Raw genomic sequence first — 18073 nt, 5'->3', positions numbered from 1 at the left:
GGCGAGGTCCGGTCGCCTCTGCACCGGACCTGTCGCCGCGCCCGCCGGATTTCCGCGCGTATCGGCTTTGCGCCGCGACGACGCCGCGAGCGGATCGCCGCTCGCGGCCGGTTCGCTTCCGCGTCGCACTCGCACGCTCGCGCCGCGCCGGTATAAGGTTCGACCATCATGCTGCTGACCCGCGCGCTGCCCGCCACCGTCGATCTGTTGTCTCTGCAGCGCCTGGCGCCGCAGCGCTATCCCATGCTGCTGGAATCCAGCGCCGACGGCACCGCGCAGGGCCGCTGGGACCTGTTGCTGGCCGCTAACGGCGCGTCGCTGCAACTGGACCCCGACGGTACCGTGCGCGACCAGGACGGGGGCGCGCGCGCCGGCGATTTCCTGTCCGCGCTCGACGCCGACTGGCGCGCCCAGCGGGTCGCGCGCGACGAGCCGCGCTGGCCGTTCCGCGGCGGCTGGGCGCTGCTGTTCGGCTACGAGCTGGCCGCGCAGGTCGAGCCGGTGCTGCGCCTGCCGGCGGCGCCGGGCGGCCTGCCGGTGGCCTTGGCCCTGCGCTGCCCGGCCGCGCTGCTGCGCGACCGCGCCAGCGGCGACTGCATCGTGCTGGCCGAGACCGATCACGCGGACATGCTCGATGCGATCGTCGCCGACATCGAGCGCGTGGCCGCGCTGGCGCCGTTGCCCGAATGGCAGCCGCCGCAGACGATCGAGGAAGACGCGCCGCAGCGCTACACCGACGGCGTTGCGCGCGTGCTCGACTACCTGCTCGCCGGCGACGTATTCCAGGTCAATCTCTCGCGCGGCTGGCGCGCGCGCTTCGACGCGCCGCTGGCGCCCGCGGCCCTGTTCCAGCGCCTGCGCCAGCACAATCCTGCGCCGTTCGCCGGCCTGTTCGCCGGCCCCGACTGGGCCGTGGTCAGCGCCTCGCCCGAGCGCCTGGTATCGGTGCGCGGCGACGTGGTCGAGACCCGGCCCATCGCCGGCACCCGCCCGCGCGTGGCCGGCGACGACGACCTGGCGCGCATCCGCGAGCTGGTCGGGCATCCCAAGGAGCGCGCCGAGCACGTGATGCTGATCGATCTGGAGCGCAACGACCTGGGCCGGGTGTGCACACCGGGCAGCGTCGAAGTCGACGAACTGATGACGGTCGAGAGCTACGCCCACGTCCACCACATCGTCAGCAACGTGCGCGGCCGCCTGCGCACGGACGCGAGCCCGGGCGAGACCATCCGTGCGGTATTTCCGGGCGGCACCATCACCGGCTGCCCCAAGGTGCGCTGCATGCAGATCATCGCCGAGCTCGAAGGCGGCGGTCGCGGCGTCTACACCGGCGCGATGGGCTGGCTCAACCGCGACGGCGACCTCGACCTCAACATCCTGATCCGCAGCGCCGAGCTGGAAGGCCAAGAGCTACGTTTCCGCACCGGCGCCGGCATCGTCGCCGACTCCGATCCGCAGCGCGAGCTAGACGAGACCCGCGCTAAGGCGCGCGGCATGCTGCGCGCGCTGGGCGTGGCCGGATGAACGCGCGCGTCTACGTCGGCGAGCGAGCCGCGCAGGCGCTGCCCTTGCTGGACCGCGGCTACGCCTATGGCGACGGCCTGTTCGAAACCCTGCGCGCGCATCGCGGCCAGCTGCCGTGGTGGGACGCGCACTGGCGGCGCTTGAACCGCGGCGCGGCGCGCCTGCGCCTGCCGCTGCCGCGTCCCGACTACGTGCGCGCCGAGGCCGAGCGCCTGCTCGACGGCGCCGATGCGGTGCTGAAGCTGATCGTGAGCCGGGGAGCGGGCGGGCGAGGGTACGCGCCGCCGACCGATGCGCCGCCGACCTGGTTGCTGTCCACCCATCCGCTGCCGCCGCCGGCACCGGCCGAGGGGCTGCGTCTGCGTTGGTGCGAGACTCGCTTGGCGACGCCGTCGGCGCTGGCCGGGTTGAAGCACTGCAACCGCCTGGAGCAGGTCCTGGCGCGCGCCGAATGGGACGCCGCCGAGATCCATGAAGGCCTGATGCGCGACGGCGAAGGCGCGGTGGTGTGCGCGACCGCGGCCAACCTGTTCGTGCTGCGCGAGGGCCGCTGGTGGACGCCCAGCGTGGACCGCTGCGGCGTCGCCGGGGTGTGCCGGGAGCAGGTGCTGGCGATCCTGGGCGAAGCCGCGGCCGAAACCGCGACCCTGTCGCAAGACGCGCTGGAAAGCGCGGACGCGGTTTTCCTGTGCAATGCCGTGCGCGGTATCCTGCCGGTCGCCCGCCTGGGCGAGCGCGTATGGCCCTCGCATCCCGCGGTGGCCGGCCTGCAGCGCCGCCTGGCCGAGTCGCATCCCGCATTCGAATCTGCAGCCCCGCCGGGCTCGGAGGTGTCGTGAGTCGTAAAACCAAGCGCCGTGTCGGCGGTTTCTTCCTGCTGCTGGTGTTGGCCGCCGTGGTCGCGGGCGGCTGGCTGTTCCAGCGCTACGTGCGCTTCGCCGACGCTCCGCTGTCCGGCCTGCAGGCCGGGCAAAGCCTGATCGTCGAACGCGGCGACTCGCTGCCGGTGGTGCTGCGCAAGCTGCGCGAGGCCGGCGTGAGCGGCGGCGACGCGCTGGAGTGGCGCGCATTGGCCAAGCACCTGGGCGCCGCCGGCCGCCTGCAGGTGGGCGAGTACGCGCTCGAGCCCGGCACCACGCCGCGCGAGCTGCTGATCGCGATGCGCGACGGCCGCGTGGTCAGCCATCGTTTCACCGTGATCGAGGGTTGGAACCTGCGCGATCTGCGCGCGGCGCTGGCGCGCAAGCAGGACCTGAAGCAGGAAGCCGCCAAGCTCGACGATGCGGCGCTGATGAAGGCGCTGGGCCGGCCGGGCCAGCATCCGGAAGGGCGCTTCCTGCCCGAGACCTATCTCTACACCGGCGGCGACAGCGACCTGGACGTGCTCAAGCGCGCCTGCGACGCCATGGACAAGGCGCTCGATGCGGCCTGGGAAGGCCGCGACAAGAACAGCGTGCTCAAGAGCCGCGAGGAAATGCTGATCCTGGCCTCGATCGTCGAGAAGGAAACCGGCATCGCCTCCGAGCGCCCGCAGATCGCCGGCCTGTTCGAGCGCCGGCTCAAGCTGGGCATGAAGCTGGAAACCGACCCCACCGTGATCTACGGCCTGGGCGCCGGCTACGACGGCAACATCCGCAAGCGCGACCTGCAGACCGACACGCCTTACAACACCTACACCCGCACCGGCCTGCCGCCGACGCCGATCGCGATGCCGGGCGCGGGCGCGCTCAAGGCGGTCGCCAATCCGGCGCCCGGCGACGCGCTGTTCTTCGTCGCCTCCGGCGACGGCAGCGGCAGCAGCCTATTCGCGGCCACCTACGCCCAGCATCAAGCCAACGTACGTCTGTACCTGCAGCGCTACCGCGCGCAGCGCCGCGGCGGCCAGCCCGAGGAGGGCAAGGCGGTGCTGGAAGAAGCGCAAGAGGCCGAGACCGCGCCCACTCCCACGCCGCCTACGCCGGCGCAGAGCACGCGCCGATGAGCCTGCAGGTCCAGCCGCGCCTGATCACCCTGGAGGGCGGCGAGGGCGCGGGCAAATCCACCGTGCTGGCCGCGCTGCGCGATGCGCTGGAAGCGACCGGCGTCGAAGTCGTGTGCACGCGCGAGCCCGGCGGCACGCCGCTGGCCGAACAGATCCGCGGCCTGCTGTTGGACCCCCATCACGAACCCGCCACGCCCGAGGCCGAGCTGCTGCTGGTGTTCGCCGGCCGCGCCCAGCACGTGCGCGAAACCCTGTTGCCGGCGCTGCGCCGCGGCGCCTGGGTGATCAGCGACCGTTTCACCGACGCCAGCTACGCCTACCAGGGCGAGGGTCGGGGTCTGGACGCGGCGTTCATCGCCGAACTCGAACGCCGCGTGGTCGGGATCGAGCCCGCGCTCACGCTGCTGCTGGACGTGCCGGTCGCGATCGGCCTGCAGCGCGCGCGCGGACGCGGCGCTGTCGATCGCATCGAAGCCGAGCGCGAGGACTTCTTCGAGCGCGTGCGCGCCGGCTATCGCGCGCGCGCGCAAGCGCAGGCGCATCGCTTCCATGTGATCGACGCCAGCCAGCCCGCCGATGCGGTCGCCGCGCAGGCGGTGGCGCGCTTGCGGCAATTGATCGAGGCGCAGTCGTGAGCGCGCCCGCGTTCGCGCCCTGGCAGCGCCGGGTCTACGAGCAGGCCACCGCCGCGCTCGACGCCGGCCGCCTCGGCCACGGGCTGCTGTTCTGCGGCCCGGCCCAGTTGGGCAAGCGCGCGGTCGCCGAGCGTCTGGCCCAGCGCCTGTTGTGCCGCGATCGCGACGCGCAGGGCGAGCCCTGCGGGCATTGCCGCGGCTGCCTGCTGTACGCGGCGGGCACCCATCCGGATTTCCAGACCGTGTCCTTCATTCCGAACAAGGAAGGCACGCGCCTGCGCACCGAGATCGTGATCGAACAGATCCGCAGCCTGTCCGAGCGCCTGTCGCTGACGCCGCAGTACGGCGGCGCCCAGGTCGCGATCCTGGACCCGGCCGATGCCATCAACAACGCCGCCGGCAACGCCTTGCTCAAGACCTTGGAAGAGCCGGTGCCCGGCCGCTACCTGTGGCTGGTCAGCGCGCATCCGCTGCGTCTGAGCGCGACCATCCGCAGCCGCTGCCAACGCCTGGAGTTCCGTTTGCCGCCGCAAGACGAGGCGCTGGCCTGGCTGAAGGCCGCCGGCCACGCCGAGACCGCCGCGCGCGAAGCGCTGGAGGCCGCGCGCGGCCATCCGGGCCTGGCCCACGAGTGGTTGCAGGGCGACGGCCTGAAGCTGCGTCGCGACGTCGCCGCCGATCTGAGCAAGCTCGCGCGCGGCGACGCCTCGCCTTCGGAAATCGCCGCGCGTTGGGTCGGCGACGAGCACGCTGCGCTGCGTCTGCGCCATGCTGCGGATCTCGCCCTGGCCGAAGCCTCCGGCTTGACCGACCCGGTGCGAACGCGCAGTCTGGCGGCCTGGTTCGATCGCGCCAATCGCACCCGCGATCTGTTGCGGACGACGGTGCGCGCGGACCTGGCGGTAGTCGAATTGTTGATGGCTTGGCGCGCGCCCGACGGCGCGCGGGCCGCTGGAGGACATCGGGGATGAGCGGAGCGGCAGGCGCGGGCGCAGCCAGGCAGGGCATCCTGTCGTTGGCGATCAAGGACAAGGCGGCGCTGTACGGCGCGTACATGCCGTTCCTGAAGTACGGCGGCATTTTCGTCGCCACCCCCAAGCGTTACTTCCTCGGCGACGAGGTGTTCCTGCTGTTGACCCTGCCCGAATCCACCGAGCGCCTGCCGGTGGCCGGCAAGGTGGTGTGGGTCACGCCCACCGGCGCCCAGGGCAACCGCCCGGCCGGCATCGGCGTGCAGTTCGCCGAGACCGCCGAAGGCGATGCGGTGAAGGGCAAGATCGAAGCCTTGCTGGCCGGCTCGCTGACCGCGGATCGCGCCACCCACACGATGTAACGCGTCGTCTCTGCATCCGCTCCGTGCAGGAGCGGCGCAAGCCGCGACCGTGAGTCCTCATTCGCATCGAGGGTCCGTTTCCTCCGGGAGCGGCACCGGCCGCGATGTGCGTCCGCGTGTGAATACCCCTGAATCGGGACCGCGACCGCAAAGGCCAGGTTCGGGATAAAGCGCATTCGCGCTTCGCGCTCATCCCTCACCCTAGCCCTCTCCCGCAAGCGGGAGAGGGGACCCATTCGACGCCGCCTTCAGCCCCTCTCCGCAAGCGGGAGAGGGGACCCATTCGACGCCGCCTTCAGCCCCTCTCCATTCGACGCCGCCTTCAGCCCCTCTCCCGCAAGCGGGAAAGGGGACCTATTCGATGCCGCCTTCAGCCCCTCTCCCGCTGGCGGGAGAGGGGGTGGGGTGAGGGCGCGCGAGGTTACGAATTCGCGCCGTCAGCTCGTACGCTGCGATGGGCCCAAGACGAACCGTACCGTCGCGCCGCCACAGCGGCCCGCGTCAATGCGGTGGTCAGCGCATGCTGTGAAGCGCCCACTCGGGTTTGTGCCGCGGTGCGGCGAGGGCCATGGCAGCCTCGGCAACGCAGGCTGCTGACGCCAGCGCCGCGCCCCTCACGGACGCAGCGCCGGCGAATCCCAACCCGGCCGCGGCGCGAAGCGATCGCCGTAGCGCGCGTGCAGCATCTTCAGGCGTTCCAGCAGCGCATCGGCGCCGGTTTCGCGCACGTACTGGATCGGGCCGCCGCGGAACGGCGCGAAGCCGGTGCCGAAGATCACGCCCGCATCCAGCAGGTCGGCATCGCTGACCACGCCATCGTGCAGACAGGCCACCGCCTCGTTGACCAACGGCAGAATCAGGCGATCCTCCAGGTCCGACGGGGTCTGATAGTCCTTGGGCAGTTCGGGCTTCTGGGCGCGCCCGTTTTCCCACTTGTACAGGCCCTGGCCGTCCTTCTTGCCGCGCTTGTTCGGCTCCACGCCGCTCAACGCCGCCGGCACGCTCAGGCCCAGGAACGGCGCCAGTTCCGCGCCCACGCCCGCGGCCACGTCCAGGCCGACGGTGTCGATCAGTTCGATCGGCCCCATCGGCATGCCGAACTTCACCGCGACCTTGTCGATGGCGGGGCCCGGGATGCCCTCGGCGAACGCGGTCGCCGCTTCCAGCATGTACGGGAACAGCACGCGATTGACCAGGAAGCCGGGCGTACCCGCCACCGGCACCGGCAGCTTGTCGATGGCCTTGCAGAACGCCGCCAGGCGCTGCTCCGTCTCCGGCGCCATCGCGTCGTGGCGGATGATCTCGACCAGCGGCATCAGCGCCACCGGATTGAAATAGTGCAGGCCGCCGAACTGGGCCGGACGGCGGATGTGGTCGCGCAGTTCGACCAGCGGGATCGACGAGGTGTTGGTGGTCAGCAGCGCGTCGGGCTTCATCTTCGGCTCGACCTGATCGTAGAGCTCGCGCTTGGCCTCGGGCTTCTCGATGATCGCTTCGATCACCAGATCGGCCTGCGCCGCGCCTTCGCCGGCTAGGTCGCCCTTCAAGCGCGCCGCCACCGCCGGACGCTTGCTCTCGTCCTTGACCCGCTTGGCGAACAACTCCTGGGCGCGGGTCAGGGCGCCGTCGATGAAACGCTGTTCGCGATCGGACAGGGTGACTTCGAAGCCTTTGTAGGCCGACCAGGCCGCGATATCGCCGCCCATCACGCCGGCGCCGACCACGTGCACGCGCTGAATCCCATGATCCTTGCCGCCCTGGCCCTTGAGCCGCTCCTGCAGGAAGAACACCCGGATCAAATTGCGCGCGGTTGGGGTGGAGGCCAGCTTGACCACCGACTTGCGCTCGGCCGCCAGGCGCGCCTGCACGCCGCCGCTGCTGCGCGCCCAGGTGTTGATCAGCGCGTACGGAGCGGGGTAGTGCTCCTTGCGCGCCTTGCGCGCGACCTGCTTGGTCAGCATGCCGGGCAGGATCTTGCGCGCCAGCCAGCTGTTCGTCGCCCAGCCCATGAAGCGCTGCTTGAACGGACGCTGGGTGCCCTTGAGCGCCAGCGCGACCGCGGCGTCGACCAGCAGCGGCGCTTCCACCACCTTGTCGACCAGGCCGATCGCGCGCGCGTTCGATGCCGACAGCGCGCGGCCGGTGAGCATCATGTCGAACGCGGCCGGCGCGCCGACCAGGCGCGGCAGGCGCACGCTGCCGCCCCAGCCCGGGTAGATGCCCAGCTTCACTTCCGGCAGGCCGATCCGGGTCGAGGGATCGCTGCTGGCGACGCGGTAGCGGCAGGCCAGCGAGATTTCGGTGCCGCCGCCCATGCAGAAGCCGTGGATCGCCGCGACCGTGGGGCAGGGCAGTTCGGCCAGACGCTGGAACACCTGCTGGCCGCGCCGGATCGCGTCGCCGACCGTGCCCTTCTCGTCGAAGGTTTGGAATTCCTTGATGTCGGCGCCGGCGATGAAGCCGGAGGCCTTGGCCGAACGCAGCACCACGCCCTTGGGCGGGTCCAGCGCCAGCCGCTCCAGCAGCGCGTCGAGCTCGATCAGGACGTCCTGTCCGAAGGTGTTGACCGACGAGCCGGCGCGGTCGAACGACAGCAGCAGGATGCCGTCCTCCCGCAGCTCGGTCTGCCAATGTTGGAAACGAAGTCCGTCGAGGCCAGCCATCATGACTGCACCATCCGTTCAGGTATGGAATATCCCGCTATCATCCCGAGGTTGTTTCGTCGCCGTCAAATCGGCGGCTCCCAGGCCTCGGCTCCGAGCGGCCCCCGGCGCACGCCGCGGCGTGACCCTTGGCGGTTGCGCCGGCGCGGCCCCGGCCCCATTTATGATCGTGATTGAACTTTCTCCCGACAGGGTTGTCCCATTGTTCGGCCACGGCCGAGCTGACAGGAGTGCCGGCGCGGCATGGCCGAGAATGAGTTGGACCAAGAGCTGGTCAGGCGTGTCCAGCGTGGCGATAGCACGGCCTTCGATGCCCTGGTGCGCAAGTACCAGCATCGGATCACCGCGCTGATCGGGCGCTACATACCGGACTGGAGCGAATGCCAGGACGTTGCCCAGGAAACCTTCCTGCGCGCTTACCGCGCGCTGCCGAACTTCCGGGGCGATGCGCAGTTCTATACGTGGTTGCACCGGATCGCCGTGAACACCGCCAAGAATTACCTCGTCGCGCAGAACCGCAGGCCGCCGACCGACGACATCGACGCCGGCGACGCCGAACAGTTCGAGACCGGCATCCGCTTGCGCGACAGCGACACCCCGGAACACGAGTTGCTGCGCCAGGAGATCGAACGCACGGTGATGCACGCGGTCGAATCCCTGCCGGAGGAACTGCGGGCCGCGATCACCCTGCGCGAGGTGGACGGCCTGAGCTACGAGGAAATCGCGCAGAAGATGGGCTGCCCGATCGGCACCGTGCGTTCGCGGATCTTCCGCGCCCGCGAGGCGATCGACATCGAGCTGCGGCCCCTGCTGGATAACCAAGACACCCGCGAGCGCGCCCACTGATATGACGTCCAACGCAGCCTCCAACGAGCACGGCATTCCCACCGACCGCGAAGCCCTCAGCGCACTGTTCGACGGCGAGCTCGACGGCGATGCCGCCCGCTTCGCCCTCAAGCGCCTGAGCCATGACGCCCAATGGCGCCGCGCCTGCGGCAGCTGGCAGTTGTGCGGCGATGCCCTGCGCGGGCAGGCCGCCGGCATCGCCGCGCCGGATTTCGCCGACCGCGTCGCCGCGGCGATCGCCGCCGAAGCCGCGACCGCGCAGGCCGCCGCACCCGCGGCCGCTCCGGCCAGCCGTCGCGGCTGGATCGGCGGCGCCCTGGCCGCCTCGGTGGCGGTGGCGGCCCTGTTCGTGGCGCGTCCGTTCGCCAACGACAGCGCCCCCGATGCGGCCGCGCCGCAGACCCAGGTCGCCAGCGCCGATGCCGGCAGCGCACCGGCCGCGCCGTCGCCGCAGAGCCCCGAGCAGCAGGCCGCCGGTCTCGGTGCCGCCGCGGTCGCGGTGGCCGAAGTGCCGCGCCGCATCGCCGAACGCCGCAGCTCGCGCGGGCAGACCCAGCGCGCCGCCCTGCGTCGCCAAACCCAGACCCAGGCCGTCGCCGCCGCGCCCGCGATCGAAGTGGCGGCCGCCAGCGCCAGCGCCGGCGCCGCCGCCAATCCGTTCCGGCCCCAGCACAGCGACGCGCCGTCGCGGCCGTGGCCACGCGCGGTGTTGCCGAACTATCCGGCCACTGGTGGCTTCACCGCCAGCTACGGCAGCAGCAGCGCCAGCGCGCGTTCGTTCTATCCCTTCGAGCCCAGCGCGTCCGACTCGGCGCCGGTGCAGCCGCCGCCGGCGCCCGAACCCGAAAGCCGGATGCCGCAGCCGTAAGCGGCCGCGGCGGCGGAGCGCGAAGCCCGCGTGCCTGACTCGCCGCGCCGCGCATCCGCCCGCACTCTCTCAGTCGTTCCCCCGATCACGCGCGGCCCGGCGGCCGCGCGGCCAAATCTCCGCAACCTTCGAGGCCGATTCCATGACTCGTCCGCTTCGCTCTATCGCCTTGACCACTGCCCTGGTCGCCCTGCTGCCGGCCGCCTGCACCGCGCAGACTCCCAGCACTCCGATCGCGCCGCCGCCGGCCGCGACGCCTTCGGCGCCGCTGGTCAGCGGTCTGCCCGATTTCACCGCCCTGGTGCAGCGGGTCGGTCCGGCCGTGGTCAACGTGCGCGCCGAGATCGCGCCGCGCCGTGCCAGCCGCGGCCAGGGTCAGATGCCGAACGAGGAGGAGATTCCGGAAATCTTCCGCCGCTTCTTCGGCCCCGACATGCCGGGCGGTCCGCAGGGCCCGCGCGGTCCGCGCGGCGGCGGCAATTCGCTGGGCACCGGCTTCCTGATTTCGCAGGACGGTTATGTGCTCACCAACCATCACGTGGTCGACGGCGCCGACACGGTCAAGGTCACCTTGTCCGATCGCCGCGAGTTCACCGCCAAGGTGGTCGGCAGCGACGAGCAGTCCGACGTAGCCCTGCTCAAGATCGACGCCAAGAGCCTGCCGTTCCTGCGCCTGGCCAACGCCAGCCTGACCAAGCCCGGGCAGTGGGTGATCGCGATCGGTTCGCCGTTCGGCCTGGATCACTCGGTCACCGCCGGCATCGTCAGCGCGGTCGGCCGTATGAATCCCTACGCCGACCAGCAGTACGTGCCCTTCATCCAGACCGACGTCGCCATCAACCAGGGCAACTCCGGCGGCCCGCTGCTCAACACCAGCGGCGAGGTGGTCGGCATCAATTCGCAGATCTTCTCCAACTCCGGCGGCTACATGGGCGTGAGTTTCGCGATCCCGATCGACGTGGCGATGAACTCGGCCGAACAGCTGCGCGCGACCGGCAAGGTCCAGCGCGGCCTGCTCGGCGTGGGCGTGCAAGCGATCACCTCTGAAAGCGCCAAGGGCCTGGGCCTGTCGGATTCGCGCGGCGCCCTGGTCAACAGCGTGCAGGCCGGCGGCGCGGCCGAGAAGGCTGGGATCCAGCTCGGCGACGTGATCCTGGCGGTCAACGACCGCCCGGTGAACACCTCCAGCGACCTGCCGCCGCTGATCGGCGCACTGGCGCCGGGGGCCAAGGTCAAGTTGGAGATCAACCGCGGCGGCAAGGTCCTGACCGAGCAAGTGGTGCTGGGCGCCCTGGGCGCCGAGGTCGCCGGCGCGCCCGGTCCGGCCGCCAACGACGACAGCGCCGCGGCCCCGGGCCGAGGCGGCAGCAACGCGCTGGGCCTGGTCGGCCAGGATTTGGCCGCGAACGCGCGCCAGCGCCTGGGCCTGAAGGCGGGCGAGGGCGTGCTGGTGCAGACGCCGGGCGAGGCCGCGGGCGAGGCCGGGCTGCGCCCGGGCGACGTGGTGCTGTCGGTCGGCCGCACCGCAGTCGGCAGCGCCTCGGCGCTGAACCGCGAGCTGGCCGGGGTGCGTCCGGGCGACACCGTGATGCTGCTGGTGCGCCGCGGCGCGGCGACCCAGTTCATCGCGGTCACCGCCGAGGCGAAAGCCGGCTGAGGTGGGCACGCGCCCGCCCTGGGGCGGGCGCGGGGCATGGGTACGGCGCGGTATGCGATAATCTCCCGTTAACTCTCTGGAACCGGTGAGCTTCGCGCCGTCCCGCATGCAGCAGATCAGAAACTTCTCCATCATCGCTCACGTCGACCACGGCAAATCGACCCTGGCCGACCGCATCATCCAGCTCTGCGGAGGCCTGGAGGCGCGCGAGATGGAAGCGCAGGTGCTCGATTCCAACCCGATCGAGCGCGAGCGCGGCATCACCATCAAGGCGCAGTCCGTGTCCTTGCCCTACAAGGCGAAGGACGGTCAGGTCTACCAGCTCAATTTCATCGACACCCCCGGCCACGTCGACTTCAGCTACGAAGTCAGCCGCTCGCTGGCCGCCTGCGAAGGCGCGCTGCTGGTGGTGGACGCCGCCCAGGGCGTGGAAGCGCAGTCGGTCGCCAACTGCTACACCGCGGTCGAGCAGGGCCTGGAAGTGGTGCCCGTGCTCAACAAGATCGACCTGCCCACCGCCGACATCGCGCGCGCCAAGGCCGAGATCGAGGCGGTGATCGGCATCGACGCCGAGGACGCGGTCGCGATCAGCGCCAAGACCGGCCTCAACGTGGTCGACGTGCTGGAAGCGATCGTGCATCGCATCCCGCCGCCGAAGCCGCGCGACACCGACAAGCTGCAGGCGCTGATCATCGACTCCTGGTTCGACAACTACCTGGGCGTGGTCTCGCTGGTGCGGGTCATGCAGGGCGAGATCGTGCCGGGCAGCAAGATCCTGGTGATGTCGACCGGCCGCACCCACCTGGTCGACAAGGTCGGCGTGTTCACGCCCAAGCGCAAGGATCTGCCCAAGCTGGGCGCCGGCGAAGTGGGCTGGATCAACGCCAGCATCAAGGACGTGCACGGCGCGCCGGTCGGCGACACCCTGACTCTGGCCTCCGATCCGGCCAGCAAGCCGCTGCCGGGCTTCCAGGAGATGCAGCCGCGCGTGTTCGCCGGCCTGTTCCCGGTCGACGCCGAGGACTACCCGGACCTGCGCGAGGCGCTGGAGAAGCTGCGCCTCAACGACGCCGCGCTGCGCTTCGAGCCGGAAAGCTCCGAGGCCATGGGCTTCGGCTTCCGCTGCGGCTTCCTGGGCATGCTGCACATGGAGATCGTGCAGGAGCGCCTGGAGCGCGAGTACGACCTCAACCTGATCAGCACCGCGCCGACGGTGATCTACGAAGTGCTCAAGACCGACGGCACCACCATGCCGCTGGACAATCCGGCCAAGCTGCCTCAGGTCAACATGATCGAGGAGATCCGCGAGCCGATCATCCGCGCCAACATCCTCACGCCGCCGGACTACGTCGGCAACGTGATCACCTTGTGCGAGGAAAAGCGCGGCAGCCAGATCGGCATCACCTACATGGGCAACCAGGTCCAGATCAGCTACGAGCTGCCGATGGCCGAGGTGGTGCTGGACTTCTTCGACCGCCTCAAGTCGGTCTCGCGCGGCTACGCCTCGCTGGACTACCAGTTCCTGCGCTTCCAGGCCGGTCCGTTCGTGCGCGTGGACACGCTGATCAACGGCGACAAGGTCGACGCGCTCAGCATCATCACCCACCGCGCCCACGCCGATCGCCGCGGCCGCGAGATCTCCGAAAAGATGCGCGAACTGATTCCACGCCAGATGTTCGACGTCGCCATCCAGGCCGCGGTCGGCTCGCAGATCATCGCCCGCAGCACGGTCAAGGCGATGCGCAAGAACGTGCTGGCCAAGTGCTACGGCGGCGACATCAGCCGTAAGAAGAAGCTCCTCGAGAAGCAGAAAGAGGGCAAGAAGCGCATGAAGCAGGTGGGGCGCGTGGAGATTCCGCAGGAAGCGTTCCTGGCGGTATTGCAGGTGGACAACAAATGAAGCCGGGATTCGAGATTCGGGATTCGGGATACGGCCGAGTGCACGTTTCCCGGCTATCCCAAGCTCCAATCCCTAATCCCGAATCCCCGCTCCGAAGGAGCTTGCATGCGCTGGTTTGAAATCGCACTGGTATCGCTGACGTTGTTCTCGGGCGCCGTCTGGCTGCTCGACAAACTGTTCCTGGCCAAGCGCCGCGCCGCGCGCGAGGGCTTGCTGGACGACGGCAAGGAGCCGGTCCTGGTCGACTACTCCAAGGCCTTCTTTCCGGTGCTGTTGGTGGTGCTGGTGCTGCGCAGCTTCATCGCCGAGCCGTTCCGGATTCCCTCGAACTCGATGATGCCGACCCTGCTGACCGGCGATTTCATCCTGGTCAACAAGTTCACCTACGGCCTGCGCCTGCCGATCAGCAACCAGAAGGTCGTGTCGCTGGGCGAGCCCAAGCGCGGCGACGTGGTCGTGTTCAAGCCGCCGCACCACCCCGAGCAGGACTGGATCAAGCGCGTGGTCGGCCTGCCCGGCGACCGCGTGAGCTATCACGACAATCAGGTGACGGTGAACGGCGAGGTCCTGAAGTACACCCCGATCGGCACCTACGAGGGGCACGGCAACGGCACCGAGATGACGGGCTCGCAGGAACTGGCGGAGAATCTGCTCGGGCGCGAGCACCGCGTCCTGGAGCGGACCAATTTGCCGTTGCTCGATCAAGGAGAGGGCGATTGGGTGGTTCCGGCCGGTCACTATTTTGTGATGGGCGACAATCGTGATAATAGCGAGGACAGCCGATACTGGGGTTTCCTGCCGGAGCGGAACCTGAGGGGCAAGGCGTTCCTGATCTGGATGAACGTCGATGGGGGCGTGGATTTCTCGCGTATCGGCAACAGTATTCCGTGACGGCACCCGCCGTCGCGGTAGGGTGACAATCAACAAATCGCGTCTTACGACGGGGGATGATCGGATGAAGCGTAATCAGAGCGGCATGACCCTGATCGGGTTCGTCATCGTGCTGGCGGTGGTCGGTGTATTCGTCTACATGGGCATGAAGTTGATCCCGATGTACACCGAGTACTACGGCGTCAAGCGCGCCTTGACCGGTCTGGCCGCCGAGCCGGGCATCTCCGATCAGGATCCGGTCAAGATCAAGAAGCTGTTCTTCCGCCGGCTGTACGTGAGCTATGCCGACAACGTGAAGGACGAGCACGTGAAGATCCAGCGCAAGGATTCGGGCTACGAAATCCTGGTGAACTACGAAGTGCGCCGCCCGCTGATCGCCAACCTCGACGTGGTCGGCCATTTCGAAGCCCAGCAGGATCTACGTCGTGGTAGCGGTGCCGCCGACTGATCGCATCGAACACCGGTTCGCGAATCCGGGCCTGCTCGAGCAGGCCCTGACCCATCGCAGCGCCGGTGCGCCGCATAACGAGCGGCTGGAGTTCCTCGGCGACTCGCTGGTCAATCTGATCGTCGCCGAAGCCCTGTACGTGCGTTGGCCGCAGGCCGACGAGGGCGCGCTCACGCGTGCGCGCGCCGAGCTGGTGCGCGAGTCCGCGCTGGCGCCGATCGCACGCAGCCTGGAACTGGGCGCGCGCCTGACCCTGGGCCCCGGCGAGATGAAGTCGGGCGGCCACCGTCGCGATTCGATCCTGGCCGACGCGCTGGAAGCGGTGGTCGCGGCGATCTACCTCGACGCCGGTTTCGAAGCCTGCCGGGCGCGCGTGCTGCCCTGGTTCGAGGCCGCGATGGCGGCGCTGCCGCCGCCGCACAAGGTCGGCAAGGACGCCAAAACCCGCTTGCAGGAGTGGCTGCAGGGCCGGCAGAAGCCGCTGCCGCTGTACGCCCTGCTGTCGGAGTCCGGCGAGGACCACGCCAAGAGCTTCCGGGTCAGCTGCAGCATCGCCCAGCCGCCGATCGCCACCGAGGGCGAAGCCGGATCGCGCCGCGCCGCCGAGCAGCTGGCCGCCGAGGCCGCGCTGCGCCAACTGGACCCGAATTACTGAATCCCGGCCGTCGGTCGGTTTGCCCTCGGGCCCGCACACGCGGACAATCCACGCATGAACGCATCCCCTTATCGCGCCGGTCACGTAGCCGTGATCGGCCGCCCCAACGTGGGCAAATCCACCCTGGTCAACGCCCTGGTCGGCGCCAAGGTCAGCATCGTCTCGCCGCGCCCGCAGACCACCCGGCATCAACTGCTCGGCATCGCCACCTTCCCCGAAGGTCAGCTGCTGCTGGTCGATACCCCCGGCATCCACCGCGAGCAGAAGCGCGCGATGAACCGCATGATGAACCGCGCCGCGCGCGGCGCCATCGAGGGTGTCGACGTGGCCCTGCTGGTGGTGCGCGCGGGGCAGTGGGACGACGAGGACGCGCTGGCCTTCGACGCGCTGCGCAAGGCCGGCATGCCGGTGGTGCTGGTGGTCAATCAGATCGACCGGCTCAAGGACAAGACCGCGCTGCTGCCGTATCTGGCCAAGATCAGCGACGGCCGCGAATTCGCCGGCGTGCATCCGATCTCCGCGCTCAAGCGCAACGGCTTGGAGGCGCTGGTCAAGACCGTGCTGGGCTACCTGCCCGAGCAGGACGCGCTGTACGGTGAGGACGAGATCACCGACAAGAGCCAGCGCTTCCTCGCCGGCGAAATGGTGCGCGAGCAGTTGATGCGCCAGCTCGGCGAAGAGCTGCCGTACGCGACCACGGTGGAAGTAGAGAAGTTCGAAGTCGACGGCACCATGCTGCGCATCGGCGCGGTGATTTGGGTCGAGCGCGACGGCCAGAAGGCGATCGTGATCGGCAAGGGCGGCGAGCGCCTGCGCGAGATCGGTTCCAAGTCGCGCATCCAGATGGAGCGTCTGTTCGGCGCCAAGGTATTCCTGGAAACCTGGGTGCGCGTGCGCGAAGGCTGGTCCGACGACGAGGCCGCGCTGCGCTCGCTGGGCTATCACGATTGAAGCAGGAGTGAGTGCAGAGAAGTGAGGAGCGAGTCAAAGCGCACGCTCTTCGCTCCCTCTCACTCCTCGCTTCTCTGCGCTCACTCCTAGCCCCATGCGCTACACCGCCGAATCCGCCTTCGTCCTGCACACGCGCCCCTGGCGCGAGACCAGCTTGCTGGTCGAGGTGTTGAGCCAGAACCACGGCCGCATCGGTCTGGTCGCGCGCGGCGTACAGGGAGCGAAGAAGCAGTTGCTGCGCGCGGCGTTGCAGCCGCTGCAATGGATCCGCTTCGAGGCGGTGCAGATGGGCGAGCTTGCGCGCTTGACCGCGGCCGAGGCGCTCGACGCCGCGCCGCGCCTGTCCGGCGACGGCATGCTTGCCGGCTTCTATCTCAACGAGCTGACCCTGCGCCTGGCGCCGCGCAACGATCCGCTGCCCGATCTGTTCGCGGCCTACGAGCAGGCGCGCGCGCGCTTGGGCGGCGACGTGTCGCCGGGTTGGACCCTGCGCCGGTTCGAACGCGATTTGCTCGACGCGCTGGGCTTCGGTTTCGACTGGCACCACGACGGCGACGGCGCGGCCATCGACCCGGCCGCGCGCTACCGCCTGGATCCCGAGCACGGCCCGCGCCGTCTGCTCAGCGATCGCGGTCGCGCCGACCGCAGCGGCGCGGCCACCGGCCAGGCCCTGCTGGCCCTGGCCAACGACCGTTTGCCCAGCGCCGACGATCTGGCGGGTCTGCGCCGGGCGATGCGCGGCGTGCTCGCGCACCACCTCGGCCCGCGCGGGCTTAAGTCCTGGGAATTGCTGACGGAACTGGCGCGCGTCGCCCCGCGTACCAAACCGACGCGCGAAGACGGCGTCGAAGGCTAGCGCCACCACGCCGTTCGTAGGATGCGTGAGCCGCTGGCGAGCCGCATCGTCGCTCGCGCGACGATGCCCTACTCGCCGCGATCTAGCTTTCCACCGGCAACCCAGTCGCCAGCGTGTCCTGCACCGCATCGTCGAAACGCGCCAGGCGCTCGCGCGAGTCCGGCTCGTTCTGCAGCGCCCGTACCGCATCGCTCAGGCGCGCCGCGCCGACGAAGCCGCAGCTCGCGCGCAGCTTGTGCAGTTCGGTGCGCACGGTATCCAGATCCTCGCGATGGGCGGCGGCCAGGATGGCTTCGTGGGTGGTTGGCAGCTCTTGCACGAACAGGCCGCGCAAGGTGTCCACGTGCGCGACGTTGCCGTTGAGCGCGCTGGCGGCCGCCTCGTCGTCCCACACAGGCCGCTTGGCGCCAGTCGCCACGCTGGCGACCGCACGCTGATCGTGGCCTTCCAGGCCCAGCGTGCGCGCGATCGCGGCGCGTACCGCCGCCGCGGGCAGGGGCTTCACCAGCACCTCGGTGAAACCGACCGCGATCAGGCCTTCCAGCACCGAGGCGTCCGCCGCGGCGGTATGCGCGAGCGCGGGCGTGCGCGGATGGCGCGCGCGCAGGCGTGCGAGCAGTTCGATGCCGCTGCCGTCGGGCAGGTTGGCATCGAACAGCCACAGGTCGTAATCCTGCGCATTGCCCAGGGCGACCGCGGCGGCGACGCTGTCGGCGCCGTCGATGTCGGCGGGCAGGGCCTGCGCGGCGGCGGTGAGGAAGGCGCGGCTGGTCGGATCGTCTTCGACCAGAAGCAAACGGGGGATCCGCGGCGAATTCATCGTCGGTTCCATCGGGTCGGGGGCTCCGCTGGTTATGCTGCCGGC

At 69.9% G+C, this 18073-nt stretch carries 17 protein-coding genes; 15 read left to right on the top strand and 2 right to left on the bottom strand.

Translation table 11 applies throughout. From position 1 onward, the window contains the following. The first annotated feature begins 168 nt into the window (after positions 1-168). From ASE43_RS16815 to ASE43_RS16790, 6 genes are read left to right on the top strand one after another with little or no spacing between them, the layout of a single operon-like run. Entirely contained in the window at positions 169-1524 is a 1356-nt protein-coding gene (locus tag ASE43_RS16815; protein WP_057161287.1) for an aminodeoxychorismate synthase component I, read from the top strand. Further along, positions 1521-2363: an aminodeoxychorismate lyase gene (gene pabC, locus ASE43_RS16810; RefSeq protein ID WP_057161286.1), complete on the top strand. Its 843-nt coding sequence runs from the start codon at positions 1521-1523 to the stop codon at positions 2361-2363. Before ASE43_RS16815 ends, pabC begins: the two co-directional genes overlap by 4 nt. Continuing rightward, positions 2360-3505 (top strand): endolytic transglycosylase MltG, encoded by a 1146-nt coding sequence (gene mltG / locus ASE43_RS16805; protein WP_057161285.1) that lies wholly within the window; start codon positions 2360-2362, stop codon positions 3503-3505. Before pabC ends, mltG begins: the two co-directional genes overlap by 4 nt. After that, the gene (gene tmk / locus ASE43_RS16800; protein ID WP_057161284.1) at positions 3502-4140 is read left to right on the top strand and encodes a dTMP kinase; all 639 of its coding nucleotides are present in this window, start codon (positions 3502-3504) and stop codon (positions 4138-4140) included. The genes mltG and tmk overlap by 4 nt, the downstream gene beginning before the upstream one ends. Next, positions 4137-5111, top strand: coding sequence for a DNA polymerase III subunit delta' (locus ASE43_RS16795; protein WP_056173464.1), 975 nt, complete (start codon positions 4137-4139; stop codon positions 5109-5111). The genes tmk and ASE43_RS16795 overlap by 4 nt, the downstream gene beginning before the upstream one ends. Continuing rightward, positions 5108-5473 carry a PilZ domain-containing protein gene (locus tag ASE43_RS16790; protein WP_055909722.1) on the top strand — a complete coding sequence of 122 codons (366 nt, stop codon included), beginning with the start codon at positions 5108-5110 and terminating at the stop codon, positions 5471-5473. Before ASE43_RS16795 ends, ASE43_RS16790 begins: the two co-directional genes overlap by 4 nt. Positions 5474-6087: 614 nt before the next feature. On the opposite strand, the gene ASE43_RS16785 is transcribed toward ASE43_RS16790, so the two are convergent. Beyond that, on the bottom strand, positions 6088-8139 hold the full coding sequence (locus tag ASE43_RS16785) for a 3-hydroxyacyl-CoA dehydrogenase NAD-binding domain-containing protein (protein WP_057161283.1): 2052 nt from the start codon (positions 8137-8139) through the stop codon (positions 6088-6090). A gap of 240 nt (positions 8140-8379) precedes the next feature. Here ASE43_RS16785 and rpoE point away from each other — a divergent pair, with 240 nt between their 5' ends. The 9 genes from rpoE to recO all read left to right on the top strand — a co-directional run bounded on the left by rpoE (position 8380) and on the right by recO (position 17208). Beyond that, positions 8380-8982 carry an RNA polymerase sigma factor RpoE gene (gene rpoE, locus ASE43_RS16780; protein ID WP_056173469.1) on the top strand — a complete coding sequence of 201 codons (603 nt, stop codon included), beginning with the start codon at positions 8380-8382 and terminating at the stop codon, positions 8980-8982. Position 8983: 1 nt separating this feature from the next. Then, on the top strand, positions 8984-9850 hold the full coding sequence (locus tag ASE43_RS16775; protein WP_057161282.1) for a sigma-E factor negative regulatory protein: 867 nt from the start codon (positions 8984-8986) through the stop codon (positions 9848-9850). A 142-nt stretch (positions 9851-9992) separates the two neighbouring features. Further along, positions 9993-11507 (top strand): DegQ family serine endoprotease, encoded by a 1515-nt coding sequence (locus tag ASE43_RS16770; RefSeq protein WP_057161281.1) that lies wholly within the window; start codon positions 9993-9995, stop codon positions 11505-11507. A 106-nt stretch (positions 11508-11613) separates the two neighbouring features. Beyond that, positions 11614-13407, top strand: coding sequence for a translation elongation factor 4 (lepA, locus tag ASE43_RS16765; RefSeq protein WP_056173477.1), 1794 nt, complete (start codon positions 11614-11616; stop codon positions 13405-13407). Positions 13408-13512: 105 nt separating this feature from the next. Continuing rightward, positions 13513-14298, top strand: a complete 786-nt coding sequence (gene lepB, locus ASE43_RS16760; protein WP_056173480.1) for a signal peptidase I — start codon at positions 13513-13515, stop codon at positions 14296-14298. 64 nt (positions 14299-14362) lie between these two features. Continuing rightward, positions 14363-14746 carry a DUF4845 domain-containing protein gene (locus tag ASE43_RS16755; RefSeq protein ID WP_057161280.1) on the top strand — a complete coding sequence of 128 codons (384 nt, stop codon included), beginning with the start codon at positions 14363-14365 and terminating at the stop codon, positions 14744-14746. Further along, entirely contained in the window at positions 14724-15401 is a 678-nt protein-coding gene (rnc, locus tag ASE43_RS16750; RefSeq protein WP_057161279.1) for a ribonuclease III, read from the top strand. Before ASE43_RS16755 ends, rnc begins: the two co-directional genes overlap by 23 nt. 54 nt (positions 15402-15455) lie before the next feature. After that, complete coding sequence (gene era / locus ASE43_RS16745) at positions 15456-16352, top strand: GTPase Era (RefSeq protein WP_056173489.1); 897 nt, start codon at positions 15456-15458, stop codon at positions 16350-16352. A gap of 94 nt (positions 16353-16446) precedes the next feature. Further along, entirely contained in the window at positions 16447-17208 is a 762-nt protein-coding gene (gene recO / locus ASE43_RS16740) for a DNA repair protein RecO (RefSeq protein WP_057161278.1), read from the top strand. Between the two features lie 82 nt (positions 17209-17290). Here recO and ASE43_RS16735 read toward each other — a convergent pair whose 3' ends face one another. Continuing rightward, the gene (locus tag ASE43_RS16735) at positions 17291-18028 is read right to left on the bottom strand and encodes a response regulator (RefSeq protein ID WP_057161513.1); all 738 of its coding nucleotides are present in this window, start codon (positions 18026-18028) and stop codon (positions 17291-17293) included. Positions 18029-18073: the final 45 nt, after the last annotated feature.

Origin of the sequence: Lysobacter sp. Root983 (genome assembly GCF_001429345.1) — a bacterium.
GTDB lineage: Bacteria > Pseudomonadota > Gammaproteobacteria > Xanthomonadales > Xanthomonadaceae > Lysobacter.
This window is presented reverse-complemented; position numbering and strand designations above follow the sequence as displayed.